We start from the raw sequence: 13,021 nt of genomic DNA, 5'->3' as shown, positions 1-13,021 counted from the left end.
CCACGCTCAGACGGCCAGCCACAGTGCGGGGGTGGTGGCGGGCTCCCAGCCGCTCAGCGAGGTGTGCGCCTGGCGGCAGGAGTAGACGACGCCCTGGTAGGTCACCCGGGTGCCGGTGGCGTAGCTGACGCCGGGCGCCCACGCCGGGTACGACCCGGTCGGGCTGGCCGACGGGCTGGTGCTCGGTGACTTCGACGGCGACACGCTCGGCGACGGTGAGGCGCCGGCCGACGGGGATGTGCTCGGCCGCGGCGACGCACTGGGTGAGGCCGGCGGCGACGGGACGGTGCCGCCGATGACCACGTCGGCGCACGAGTAGAACGCCTCCGGGCTGTCCGAGCGCTGCCAGATCATGTAGATCAGGTGGCGACCGGGGTGCCCGGACGGGATGTTCCCGGAGAGGCTGTAGTAGCCGTCGACGACCGCCGGATTGGTGACGGTCAGGAACGGGCTGGCCTCCAGATCGCCCCAGCGCAGCGGGGTGGCCGGGTTGTAGCCGGGCCGGGTGATGTAGAGCTGCCAGCTGCCCAGGTGCGGGGCGGTGGCGCGGATGCGGAAGGTGTACGCCCCGGACGCGGGCAGCGTGGTGGTCTTCCAGTCGCTGCGGCCCAGGTCGAGCCCGGCGTACTTGCTGCGGTTGGCGCTGCACAGCTTGCCGTCGGGGATGATGCTGCGGTGCTGCCCGGCGGCGTTGGCGATGTTCACCTCGTTCCAGTCGTAGAGCGGCTGGGTGCCGCCGAGGGCGACGACGGCCTGGCAGGCGGGCGTGTCCGGGGATTCCGGACCCTCCAGGTAGCACGTGTAGACCCGGCTGGCGGGGGTGGTCATGGTGCCGTGGCTCGACGCGGGACCGGACAGGGCGACCACGGCGAGGGTCGGGGCGAGGGCCAGCAGCGTCGTGGCGAGGGCAGCGCGGGTAACGGCGCGCATGCGTTCCACCTCTCTGTGGAAGTTCCAATAAGGAAACTTAACTAAGAGATGAATTTACGCCTCACGTCCATACTGATCAATGGGCTGCGCCCAGACCGTTACGCGGCGGCGGAGGGCCCGCGCTGGGCGGCCAGCGCCAGCGAGCGGTGCAGGAGCTTGCCGTCGCCGAGCAGGTGGCGGAGCTTCTTCTCCAGGCCGGCGATGGGCACCAGATTCTGCGGGGCGCGCGGGTCCTTGTAGGGCAGCGAGGCGAAGCGGGGGATCGTGGCCGTGGACAGCTCGGCCAGCGCGACGGCCTGGTGCTCGGGGACCTCGGCCGAGCACTCCACACGCACGATGCCCGCCCACGGGGAGCTGCCGCCGTGCGGCAGGCGCAGATACCAGGTGAGCCGCTCGTACACGCCGGCGATCCGGAAGACCGGGGTGCGCTGCGCGGGCTGCAGCGCGGCGACCACGCTGATGAGGCGATCCGGCAGGTACTGCTTCTGCTGGGTCTTGATGTAGCCCAGGGTGCGCGGCAGCGCGTCGCGGCTGCGCAGCGGCCCGTCCACGATCAGCAGGTCGCCGTCCTCGCGCAGTTGCCGGGACACCTCGATCTCCAGCTCGGTCAGCGCCCGCTGCACACCGTTGGACAGGTCGCCCTCGTCCGCGCCGACGATGGTCTCCGCGCGGTAGCGGGCAGCCTGCCCGGCGTCCACGTCGGAGGGACGCTCGGCGGCGGTGAACAGGGTTCGCTCGACCTTCACGCCGGTGACGCTCGCGCCGGACGAGCGCTCGCAGCGCACCACGCCGGCCGCGTAGGAGCAGGCCAGGCCGGGGCGGGTCACGCCGTCGTGGTCCTCGATCCACAGCCGGGCGTCGGTACGGCGTACGCCGTCGACGAGCAGCACCACGTCGGGGGCGCGTACGCCCGGCGGGGTGTCCAGGGGTTGCCAGGCCGACGCCGGCAGCTCGATCTCGGCGTCGAGCTTGGCGCTGCTGGCCTCGGCGGGCCCCCGCTCCGCGCCGTCGAGACTGGCGCCGAAGCCGGGATCCCAGGCGTCCACATGGAACTTCATGAGATCTGTCTACCAGCTCTCGTCTATCCGACCCGCTCCACGCGGGCGGTGCGGGCGTCCTTGCTGATCTCGAAGCGGACCGGAATGCGCTCTGCCAGCGCCTGGACGTGTGTCACGACGCCGACCATGCGGTCACCCGTCGCCGCGAGGTTCTCCAGCGTGGCCGCGACCGTGTCCAGAGTGGACGCGTCCAATGTGCCGAAGCCTTCGTCGAGCATGATGGACTCCAGGCTCGCCGTCGGCGACAGGCCGCCGAGCTGGTCGGCCAGCGCCAGTGCCAGCGCCAGCGAGGCCTGGAACGTCTCGCCGCCGGACAGCGTGCGCACCGTGCGCCGCAGCCCCGCGTCGTGGTGGTCGACCACGAAGAACTCGCGGTCCTCGTGGATCAGGTCGTACTGCCCGCCGGACAGCTCCCGCAGGATCGCCGACGCCCCGTCCACCAGCGCGTCGAGAGCTTCCTGCAGCAGCCAGGCCTCGAAGTTGTTGGCCCGCAGGTGGGTGGCGAGCGCGGTGGCCACCTGCCGGTCGGTCTCGATCACCGCCCGCTGCGCCCGCAGCGTCTCGGCCTGGGCGCGCCGCTCCAGCAGCATGTCCCGGGCGGCGGCCATGCGCTCCACGGTCACCGCGGCGGCCCGCTGGTGCTCCCCGGCCCCGGGGCGGGGCAGCTCGGCGGCGGCGAACAGCTCGTCGAGCCGGTGCACCAGCGCGGCCGCATGCTCGCGGGCCTGCGTCAGGCGGGCCCGCTCGCCGTCCCGCTCGGCCTGGGCGGCGCTCGCCTGCTCCCGGGCCCAGCCGTCGAGGGTGCGCCAGGCGGCGGCGAGGTCGTCCCGGTCCGCGGCGGGCGGCGCCAACGCGGCGACCGTGTCCCGGGCCGCGTCGAACGAGCGCCAGCCGGCGGTCAGCCGGTCCTGGGCCTGCTGCGCGACCGCGGCGGCTCGGCGCTGCTCCTCCCGCGCGGTACGCAGCACGGCGGTGGCCGCGGTCAGCTCACGCCGCAGCGCCTCCGCCGCGGTCAGCTGCTCGCGCAACCGGGGCACCGGCGCGGCGCCCTGCAGCACCCGGGCGACCTCGGCGGCGCGCACGCCGAGCTGCTCGCGCTGCGCGGACGCCTTCGCGTGCCGCACACTCGCCTCGTTGACCTTGCGGTCGAGTTGCTCGCGCCCGGCGCGGGTGGTGGCCACGGCCTGCTCGGCCTGCTCGACGACCCGCTTGGCGGCGGTCATCGCGGGCTGGTCGGGCATCGCCGGCACCGTCGCCACGTGCTGGGTGCAGACCGGGCAGGCGTGGCCCGCCTTCAGGTCCCGGCGCAGCCAGGCGGCCCGGTCGGAGGTCTGCGCCGCCTGCAGGGCCTGCTGCGCCTCGGCCAGCGCCCGCTCGGCCTGGGCCTGGCGGGCGACGGCCGCCTGCTGCGCGCCGAGCGCGGAGTCGTGCAGCTGCTGCGCCTGCGACGCGGCGGCGTCCAGTTCGGCCAGCTGGGTGCGCAGGCGTGACGACTCGGCGTGTGCCTCCAGCAGGCCGCGCAGCACCGTCGGGTCGGCGGCGGCCTCCAGCTGGGCGCGCACCTTCTCCTCCGACTCCTCGGCGCTGCCCACCGCGATCGCGGCGTCCTGCGCGGCGGCCGCAGCGGTGCGGGCCGACTCGGCCAGGGTGGTCACCCCGGCAGGTGCGGAGACCGAGGTGAGCACGCGCAGCCGCTGCTCGGCGGCGGTCGCCTCAGCGCTGACCTGCTCGACCCGGCGCTGCGCCTCGACCAGTTCCGGCAGTGCGGCATCCACGTCGGCGGCCAGCGAGCGGGCGTGCGCGACGCGCCGCTCGGCCGCCTCGATCGCCTCGGCGGAGGCGGCCGCGGTCAGCTCGTTGAGCACGGGTTCGGTCGCCGCCAGCTTCACGTTGGCCTCGGTGACCAGCGTGGCGGCCTTCTCCCGGATCTTCTCGTAGACGTCCAGGCCCAGCAGCCGGACCAGGATCTCCTGCCGCTCCGCGGGCCTGGCGTGCAGAAAAGCCGCGAACTCGCCCTGCGGCAGCACGACGCACTTGATGAACTGGTCGTACGGCAGCCCGACCACGTCCGCCACGGCGTGGTCCAGCTCGCTCGGCGTGCCCGCCAGCGCCTCACCCAGCTCGTCGAGCAGATCGTCGCCGTCCAGCGTGGACGCGTCGAAACCCGGGGTCAGCGCCTGCAGCCCCGCAGCCCGGGTCGCGGCCCGGCCCTTGCCGTCCCGGCGCACCACGCGCGTCGCCGCGTACCGGGTGCCGCCGGCCTCGAAGATGAGCCGCACCGCGGCCTCGGTCGCCGACGGCGCGAGCGCATGCGCGACGCTGCGGCCGCCGCCCCAGCGCGGTGCGGTGCCGTAGAGCGCGAAGCAGATCGCGTCGAGCAGCGTCGACTTGCCCGAGCCGGTCGGCCCGACCAGGGCGAAGAAGTCGCAGTCGGTCAGGTCGACGGTGGTCGGCTCCCGGAACACGGTGAACCCGCGCAGATCGAGTCGCAGCGGCCTCATGCCCGAACCTCCCTCGTCGTGCTCGCGGACCGCTGCCCGGCGCGCACCGCGCGTCGGGGCGGGGTCTGCCCGCTCATCCGGCGACCTCCGTGTAGAGGCGCTCGAACAGGGACTTCGTCGCGGTGTCCTCGTGCCCGCGGTGGGTCAGGTAGTCCGAGAACAGCTCCGGTGCGCTGCGGCCCGAGCGCTGCGGCCGGGCGCTGCGGGTCGCCGCGTCGGGCAGCACCGACGGGTCCACCCGGATCTCCAACGCGCGCGGATACAGCTCCTGCACCTGCTCGCGCAGCCCGGCCCGGGGCGGCTCGGCGACGTACACCCGCAGCCAGGCCTCCTCGTCGGCCGACGCCGCGGCCTGCGCGGTCAGCTCTTCGAGCGTGCCGCGCAGCGTACGCAGCGGGGTCACGCTCGGCAGCTCCACCGTGCGGGCCCGCGCGGAGGTGTCCGCAGTCACCTCGACCATGGTCACGCTCGGGCGGTTCTCCTGCTCGCCGAAGTCGACCGCGATGGGGGAGCCGCTGTAGCGGACCGGGCAGGCGCCCGGCAGCAACTGCGCCCGGTGCAGGTGGCCCAGCGCCACGTAGTGCGCGTTCGCCGGGAACACCGACGACGGCACGGCGTAGCCGAGGATGCAGTGCGCGTCGCGCTCGCCGCCGCCCATCGTGCCGCCGACGACGGTCAGGTGCGCGGTGAGCAGGTTGACCGTCTGCGGGTCGCCGAACGCCTGCTCGGCCAGCCGCGACATCAGCCGCGCCAGGTGATCGGCGTACGTGGCCTGCGCCTCCGCCTCGGTCAGCTCGAACATCTCCAGCGCGCGCACGGCGTAGCGCTGGGACAGGAACGGCAGCGCGACGCAGCGCCAGGCCTCGCCGCCCTTGGTCGTGCCGGAGACGATGTGATCGGCCGGGTTGTCGCTGATCCGGCCGCGCAGGATGATGCCCGCCGCGTCGGCCCAGGAGCGCAGCGCGTCCAGCGCCGCGCCGTTGTCGTGGTTGCCCGCGATGGCGAGGACCTGCGCCCCGGTCGCCCGCAGCGCGCTCAGCGCCCGGGTCACGATCTTCGTGGCCTCCGGCGACGGCGCGGCCACGTCGAACAGGTCGCCGGCGACGATGACCAGGTCGGGCTGCTCGGCCTGGGCGATCTGGACCACCGCGTGCAGCGCGGCGATCTGCTCCCCGGTGCGGGAGCGGCCCTTGAGCACCTTGCCGACGTGCCAGTCGGAGGTGTGCAGAATCCGCATCGTCAGTCCTTAAACTCGCTGCTCGGGGGCCTCAGAAGGGGATCTCGTCGTCGGCCATGCCATTGCGGGCGCCGGTGCCGACCACCGCGAACGGATCGGTGGCGCTGACCATGCTGGCCAGCGTCGCCCGCGGCGCGGGACCCGCCTCGCTGGGCCGGGTCGCCCAGGCCGGGAACGGGAACTCCACCGCCAGCGGCACCGGGATCTCCGGCTGGCCCACGAACATGGTGCCCGGCTTGGCCAGCAGCACCCGCTGGCGCTGCGCGGGCGGCAGGAAGCCGTACTCCGGGCGGCCCGCCTCGGCCGGGTCCAGCCGGCCGACGACCCGGATCGCCGAGTTCGCGACGATGCGCCGCTCCACCTCCGAGGCGGTCTGCTGCGCGCCGATCAGCACCACGCCCAGCGAGCGGCCGCGTTCGGCGATGTCGAGCAGCACGTCCTTGATCGGGCTGGAGCCGTCCCGGGGGGCGTACTTGTTCAGCTCGTCGAGCACCACGAACAGCAGCGGCTTCGGGCTGCCCGCCTTCTCCTTGCGCTCGAACTCGGTCTTCAGCGTCACGCCGACCACGAAGCGCTGCGCGCGGTCCGGCAGGTTGTGCAGGTCGACCACGGTGACCTGGGCGCTCTCCGCGGTGGAGATGCTGTGCGCGCGGCGCTCGGGCAGGTCGCCGCGGATCAGCCGGGCCAGGTCGCGCTTGCTGTTGATCAGCCGCCGGGCGAACGCGTTGATCGTGCCGATGCCGACCGAGCTGCCCGACCAGGTGCCCCGGGTGTCCTCGTCGTTGAGCTGCTCGACCAGGTGGTCGACGAGCTGCTCGTAGCTGTTGATCCGGAAGCCGTCGAGTGTGATGCCGCCGTCGGTCGGCACCGCGTTCTTGGCCAGCTGCGCGGTGACCGAGTGCACCACCATCGTGTACTGCTGCCGCTCGTCGTCGGCGTCGGCGAACACGTACGGCAGCAGCCGGTCGGTGCAGAACTGCGCCAGCGTCCAGTAGAACGGGTCCACGCCGGTGAGCCGGCTGGCCACGTCGGGGCTGCCGGTCGGGTCCCCGGCCCGCGCCGGGGCGAACACGCTCACCTGCGGGAACGGCGCGGCCTCCAGGCCGAGTTTGTGATACTGCGCGCGGGTGCGCTCGTCCAGGCGGGTGTTCTGGTGGTCGAGGAACAGCAGGTCCTCGCCCTTGACGTTGAAGATGAGCGCCTTGGTGTTGACCGCGTCGCCGCCGAAGACGCCCGAACGGAACACCGAGTAGAGCAGGAAGGTCGCGAAGCTGGTCTTCGTCGCCACGCCCGAGATGCCGGAGATGGACACGTGTGCGCCCCGGCTGCCGTCGAGGAAGTCGGCGTTGAGGTAGACCGGCTGGCCGTCGCGGCCGGTGCCGATCGGCAGGCGGCGCTGCATGCGGTCGAACGACAGCGCGCTGTCGCGGGACGCGCCCTGGGCCCGGAACGCGACCGCGCCGGGCAGCGGAGGCACGTACACCTCGGGCTCGACCCGGGTGACGGTGACCTCGGCGGCCTCCTGGACCTGCGCGGGCAGCATGCCCTCGGCGATGGCGAACACGTCGGAGTCGAAGCTCGCGCCCTCGTGGCGGGCCCGCACGCTGGTCACCACCCCGGCGATGGTGACCATGCCGATGTCGGGCAGCGGCCGCTGGGTCACCACCACGTCGTCCAGCTGCAGGTATGACCCCTCGGCGACCGCGACCCAGAAGGTCAGCGGACTCGCGTCCTCGGTGCCCAGCACCCGCCCGACCGGGGTTCCCGGCTGCTCCTCGCTCACCCGCAGAACCCTAGCGGTCACCAACGACAAAGCCACCGTTCTCGCGTCCCCACAGTGACCAGCACCCCTCCCCGTGTCGCCACCCCGACACCGGGTCCTCGCCGCCGCCCGCCGCGTTCATGATCGCTGTCTCGTGTCGAAAGGTGTGGTCAGACCTCGATTTTCGACACGAGACGGCGATCATGGCGTCGGTCAGGCGGTCTCCTTGCCGGGGATGACCCGGACGATCCAGGCTCCGGTGACGTCGCGCGGGGTGACGGTGAGCGTGACCAGCGAGCCCGGGGCGGGGGTCGTGAAGCCGGTCACCCATGAGTACGGCCGGAACGTCCCGGTCTGCCAGTAGGTGTTGATGTCGTTCGCCTTGTAGTCCCACCACGACCGGGACTCCACCTCGACGCCGTTGAGCGCGATGCTCAGCGTCCCCGGGGTCTGCGCCCGCAGCCGCAGGTCGTAGCGGTCCTGCCAGACGATGGTGACGCTCATCGGGCGCAGCGGGTCGGCGGGGTCGCTGCGCAGCCACAGGTGCTCCTCGTCGGGCGCGTGCTGCACTCCGCCCATCGACAGCCTGTCGGTGAAGTCGACCGGGCTGAGGGTGGCAGGTCGCGGGGGCAGCGGATAGTCGGCGAACGGCAGGTGCTCGCCGACCGCGACGCTCAGCCAGGCGGTCGGGGGTACCGGGCGGCTCTCCGTCTTGCGGCCCGCTCCGTCACCCCAGACCACCATGGCCTTCGCGGTCATCGTGATGGTGGCGGGTCTGCCGACCTCGATGCCGAGTTTTGCCGCTGCGTCCGGATGATCCGGCCAGTAGGGGCTGCTGGATCCGTTGCAGGTGCCGCCGCCGTAATCGTGTCCGTTGATGGTGAGTTTGTACTCCAGTGCCCCATCGGTCGTGGCCGGTCCGCACCGGTCGAAGATCCGCAGGTCCGTCGTGGTGGGGGTGAAGGTGATGGTCACCGACGTCGCACCGGGAGCGGACGTCGCGGCGGCCACCACGCGGGCGCCGCTGGCATACTCCGGGAAGCCCTCGATGAGGCGGGGCAGCGGGCTCGGGGTGACCGCGGGTTCGGGCGCGCTGCGCAGGGCGGGTGTCACGCCGTACCCGATGAGGATCAGAGCGACCACCGTGGCGAGTGCGCCGCCCACGGTCATCCGGCGGCGGCGGCGCGTGGCGATCCGGCCCTGCACCTCGTCCAGCCGCAGGTGCTGGCTCAGGCCGTCGGGAGGGGCGGAGCGGTCGTCCAGCAGCTCCTTCAGGTCGATCATGCGAAGGCCCCCTCGATCGTGAGCGACTCGTCCAGCCGCAGGCGGGCCAGCGCCTTGGCGGCCTGGCTCTTCACGGTGCGACGGACACCCCCATCGCCTCGGCGATCTGCGCCTCGCTGAGGTCCTCGAAATAACGCAGCACCAGCACGGCCCGCTGGCGGCGGGGCAGCCTGCCCAGCGCCCGCCACACCTCGTCGCGGGCGTCGACGTTCAGGTGCGGTTCGCTGCCCGCCGGTTCGGGCAGCGTCTCGGTGGGATGCTCACCCCGCCAGCGCCGCCGCCACCAGGTGGCATAGGTGTTGACGAGGATGCGGCGCACGTACGGCTCGGGATCGGCGTCGATGCGCCGCCACGCGCTCCATGCCTTGACCTGGCTGGTCTGCAGCAGGTCCTCCGCCTGTCCCCAGTCGTGGGTGGGCAGGTAGGCGGTGCGGAGCAGCCGTGGCGAGCGGGTCGCCACGAACTCGGCGAAGGTGTCGCTGTGCGTCACCGGTCCTCCAGGGTGTCGGTCGCCGGTACTACCACTCGGTCGACCGAAGGGGTTGCCTGCCGCCCTGGAGCTGCCCGCAGGTCCCGTGAACATATCCGCAGTGCTTCCACATCCGCAGGTCAAACCCTATGGAGGGTTAAGAAGGTGCCCTTCCTCTACGGAAAGCGATGTGCAGGTGCCCTTCCTTACCTGCGGACGTGGCGGGTGAGGAGGAAGCCCTCGTCGGTGGTGAGGACGTGGGCGGTGGTCATGGGGCGGGGCGGGTGGGGCGGGCCGGCGGTGATGCGGCCGGAGCCGGGGCCTGCCAGCAGGGGGGAGAGGGTGAGGCAGAGTTCGTCGACCAGGTCCTCGTCACCGAGCGAGCCGAGCAGCGTCGGGCCGCCCTCGCAGAGGAGCTGGGTCAGGCCCTGGCCGTGGAGCAGGCGCAGGCCGGCGGCCAGGTCGGGGACGTCGGCGACGTCGGCGACCCGGGCCAGCGCCCGCCGGGCGGCGGGCTCGGCGGCCGGGCCGGTGAGGATCAGGGGCCGCACGGGGGCGTCGGCCAGCGCGGGCGCGGCCGGATCCAGCCGCAGCGTGGCCGAGACCACGACCAGCCGGGGGTACGCGGGCAGCCCGTGCTCGCCGCGCCAGGCCCGGCGGGCCGGATTCAGGGTGAGCGGGCGGTAGTGCTCGTCGCGCAGCGTGCCCGCGCCGACGAGCAGCCCGTCGCAGAGTTTGCGGAGCAGCCGGAACACGCGCTTGTCGTCGTCGCCGGAGAGCCCGGTGGACAGCCCGTCGACGGCGACCGCGCCGTCCAGGCTGGACACGAAGTTCACCCGCAGCCACGGGGTGTCGGCGCGGGGATACAGCCGCGCCAGGTCGTCGTCGTCGAGCGCGGTCAGTCGTCCGGCGATCACTCGCCCGCCGCCCCGGTGGCCGGGGGAGTCGGCTGTGGCGGCCGGTGCTGGCAGTCGCACCACGACCGGCCCCGGCACTCGCGGTGGCGCCGCTCCCGGCACGCCTGGCAGATCATGTGACTACTTTATCCGCCGGCCCGCGTCCCGGTCAGGGCGTGGCGATGACCGAGGTGACGGCGCCGGCCCGGTTGCGTGGCCGGCAGCCGACCACGACCAGGCTGTCGCCGGACTCCAGCGCGACGACCTCCTGGTAGGGCAGCGCCTTGCCGGCGCGCAGCACCGCGACCACCGGCTCCGGGCAGTCGCGCGGCGTGCGGCCGATCTCCTCCGGCCGTACCGGGCGTTCGACCAGCTCCAGGCCGTCGCCGTGCACCAGCAGGTCCGAGAAGACCTCGCTGACCAGTGGCGACTTGGCGGCGACGCCGAGCAGCCGGCCGGCCGCCGCGGAGGACGTGATCACCGCGTCGGCGCCGGAGCGCAGCAGCAGCGGCTCGTTCTCGGCCTCCCGGATGGCGACGGCGACCAGGCACTTCGGGTTGAGCTGGCGGACCGTGAGGGTGGCCAGCACCGCGGTGTCGTCGCGGTTGGTGGCCACGATGACGCGCGACGCGGTGTGCACCGAGGCCTGCCGCAGCACCACCGCCCGGGTGGCGTCGCCGAGCACGGCGGCATACCCGTCGCGGTTGGCCTCGTCGACGTACTCCTGCCGGTTGTCGACCACCACCACCTGGTCCGGGGATGTGCCGGAGGCCTGCAGTTGGCGGATCGCGTTGGCGCCCTTGGTGCCGTATCCGATGACGACGGTGTGCCCTCGCAAGGTCTTCCTCCAGCGGTCGCGCCGCACTTGGTCACGATAGTTCTTGGTGAGCACCTGGAACGCGGTGCCGACCAGGATGGCCAGGAACGCGATCCGCAGCGGGGTGATGACCAGGACGTTCACCAGCCGGGCGGTGGGGCTGACCGGCACGATGTCGCCGTAGCCGGTGGTGGACAGCGTCACCGTGGCGTAGTAGAGCGCGTCCAGCCAGCTCATCTGCCCGTCGGAGCCGTCCTTGTAGCCGGTGCTGTCGGCCATCACCACGCACACGACGGCGGCCAGGATGCCCAGCCCGTAGAGGACGCGGCGGCCGATCTGGCGGACCGGTGCGACCTCGCGCTCGGGCAGTTTGATCTGCCCGCGCTCGATAGCGGCGGCGGTCTTCGTCATCGGCCCGGCCATGCTCGGAGAGTATCCGACGATCAGCCGCCCAACCCTGACCATACGAACGAATTAATAGTCGTCGAACGGCCAACAACCTGGGTGTCGTTCCTGGCCAGGCTCTCTCGATCATGCAGTGACGTAGGTAACAGAATGGGAACGCTCCCATCACGTCCCTTGACACCCACGTAACCTCACGGCAATCTCATGGGAGCGCTCCCGACCTTGTGGTCCACGCCACACGGGGCACGCGATCCCTACGCATCACCCCCCACCGCACATCGACGACCTGAGAGGGGTCAGGATGAGCACGAACCTGCGGCGCCGTTCCTTCGCGGCGATCGCACTCGCTGCTGCCGTCACGCTCGGCGCAGCGGCGTGCTCGGAGGAGCCCAAGGGCTCCACGAGCAGCGAGCCGATCACCCTGAATGTGGATGTCTTCGGCAACTTCGGTTACGAAGAGCTTTACAAGCAGTACATGGCGGAGCACCCGAACATCAAGATCGTTGAGCGTGGCACCGGCTCCCAGCTGGACGCGCACAACCAGCAGCTGACCCAGCGGCTCGCCGCCGGCGCCGGCGCGGGTGACATCGTCGCTCTCGAAGAGGGCGTGATCATCTCCTACCTGGACAAGGCCAACCTGTTCACCGACCTGGGTGAGCACGGCGCCAAGGACCTCGCGGGCAACTTCATCCCGTGGAAGTTCCAGCAGGGCACCACCGCCGACGGCAAGATCCTGGGCCTCGGCACCGACGTGGGCTCGATGGCCATGTGCTACCGCACCGACCTGTTCAAGAAGGCCGGTCTGCCGACCGACCGCGCCGCGGTCTCGGCCCTGTGGCCGACCTGGGACGACTACATCAAGACCGGTCAGACCTTCAAGAGCAAGGTCAAGGACGCCGGCTTCATCGACGCGGTGACCAACACCTACAACACGATCCTGATGCAGAAGGCCGGTCAGGGCGCGGGCTACACCTACTTCGACAAGTCGGGTGCGATCACGATCGACACCAACCAGGCTGTCAAGGACTCCTACGACCTCGCGGTCAAGATCCTGGACGCCGGCCTGTCGGCCAAGCTGCAGGCCTGGACCCAGGAGTGGAACAACGGCTTCAAGAAGGCCCAGTTCGCCACCATCGCCTGCCCGGCGTGGATGACCGGTTACATCACCGAGCAGAACGGCGCCGACGGCAAGGGCAAGTGGGACATCGCTGCCGCGCCCGGCGGCGGCGGCAACTGGGGCGGCTCGTTCCTCGCCGTGCCGAAGCAGTCCAAGCACGCCAAGGAAGCCGCTGAGCTGGTCAAGTTCCTGACCAACCCGGCCGGTCAGACCGCCTCGTTCAAGTCGAAGGGCAACCTGCCCTCGTCGCCGCAGGCGCTGTCCGACCCGGCCGTCAAGGCCGCCGTCAACGAGTACTTCAGCAACGCCCCGACCGGCGACATCTTCGCCAAGGGCGCGCTGGACCTCAAGCCGGTCTACCTGGGCGCGAAGAACGCCCCGGTGCGCACCGCGGTCGAGAACGCGCTCCGCACGGTGGAGCAGGGCACCAAGTCGGCTGCCGACGCCTGGAAGGCCGCCGTCGATGACGGCAAGAAGGCCGCCAAGTAAGTAACGCCCGATGAAGCCGGGGTGCGCGGTCGAGCCGACCGCGCACCCCGGCCATG

General features: G+C 72.1%; 10 protein-coding genes. 1 reads left to right on the top strand and 9 read right to left on the bottom strand.

Features of this window, described 5'->3' with window-relative positions:
* Window positions 1-6 precede the first annotated feature (6 nt).
* The 9 genes from FLL47_RS02510 to FLL47_RS02470 all read right to left on the bottom strand — a co-directional run bounded on the left by FLL47_RS02510 (window position 7) and on the right by FLL47_RS02470 (window position 11,377).
* The gene (locus FLL47_RS02510) at window positions 7-930 is read right to left on the bottom strand and encodes a lytic polysaccharide monooxygenase auxiliary activity family 9 protein (RefSeq protein ID WP_246157453.1); all 924 of its coding nucleotides are present in this window, start codon (window positions 928-930) and stop codon (window positions 7-9) included.
* Window positions 931-1,028: 98 nt separating this feature from the next.
* Window positions 1,029-1,988, bottom strand: a complete 960-nt coding sequence (locus FLL47_RS02505; protein ID WP_144118766.1) for a hypothetical protein — start codon at window positions 1,986-1,988, stop codon at window positions 1,029-1,031.
* A 23-nt stretch (window positions 1,989-2,011) separates the two neighbouring features.
* Window positions 2,012-4,489, bottom strand: a complete 2,478-nt coding sequence (locus FLL47_RS02500; RefSeq protein WP_144118765.1) for an AAA family ATPase — start codon at window positions 4,487-4,489, stop codon at window positions 2,012-2,014.
* A gap of 73 nt (window positions 4,490-4,562) precedes the next feature.
* Window positions 4,563-5,726 (bottom strand): exonuclease SbcCD subunit D, encoded by a 1,164-nt coding sequence (locus FLL47_RS02495; RefSeq protein ID WP_144118764.1) that lies wholly within the window; start codon window positions 5,724-5,726, stop codon window positions 4,563-4,565.
* Window positions 5,727-5,757: 31 nt separating this feature from the next.
* Window positions 5,758-7,509: an ATP-binding protein gene (locus tag FLL47_RS02490; RefSeq protein WP_425457642.1), complete on the bottom strand. Its 1,752-nt coding sequence runs from the start codon at window positions 7,507-7,509 to the stop codon at window positions 5,758-5,760.
* 192 nt (window positions 7,510-7,701) lie between these two features.
* Complete coding sequence (locus FLL47_RS02485) at window positions 7,702-8,772, bottom strand: hypothetical protein (protein WP_144118762.1); 1,071 nt, start codon at window positions 8,770-8,772, stop codon at window positions 7,702-7,704.
* Between the two features lie 70 nt (window positions 8,773-8,842).
* Window positions 8,843-9,262, bottom strand: a complete 420-nt coding sequence (locus FLL47_RS02480) for a SigE family RNA polymerase sigma factor (RefSeq protein WP_246157452.1) — start codon at window positions 9,260-9,262, stop codon at window positions 8,843-8,845.
* Between the two features lie 185 nt (window positions 9,263-9,447).
* A complete protein-coding gene (locus FLL47_RS02475; protein ID WP_425457641.1) occupies window positions 9,448-10,158 on the bottom strand; it encodes a pyrimidine reductase family protein in 711 nt (236 codons plus the stop codon).
* Window positions 10,159-10,306: 148 nt separating this feature from the next.
* Window positions 10,307-11,377, bottom strand: coding sequence for a potassium channel family protein (locus FLL47_RS02470; protein WP_144118760.1), 1,071 nt, complete (start codon window positions 11,375-11,377; stop codon window positions 10,307-10,309).
* A gap of 283 nt (window positions 11,378-11,660) precedes the next feature.
* Between FLL47_RS02470 and FLL47_RS02465 the strand changes: the two genes are divergently transcribed.
* A complete protein-coding gene (locus tag FLL47_RS02465) occupies window positions 11,661-12,965 on the top strand; it encodes an ABC transporter substrate-binding protein (RefSeq protein ID WP_144118759.1) in 1,305 nt (434 codons plus the stop codon).
* Window positions 12,966-13,021: the final 56 nt, after the last annotated feature.

Origin of the sequence: Catellatospora sichuanensis, from assembly GCF_007483665.1 — a bacterium.
Taxonomy (GTDB): domain Bacteria; phylum Actinomycetota; class Actinomycetes; order Mycobacteriales; family Micromonosporaceae; genus Catellatospora; species Catellatospora sichuanensis.
The sequence above is the reverse complement of the archived record's forward strand: the minus strand, read 5'-3'. Positions and strand labels throughout refer to the sequence as shown.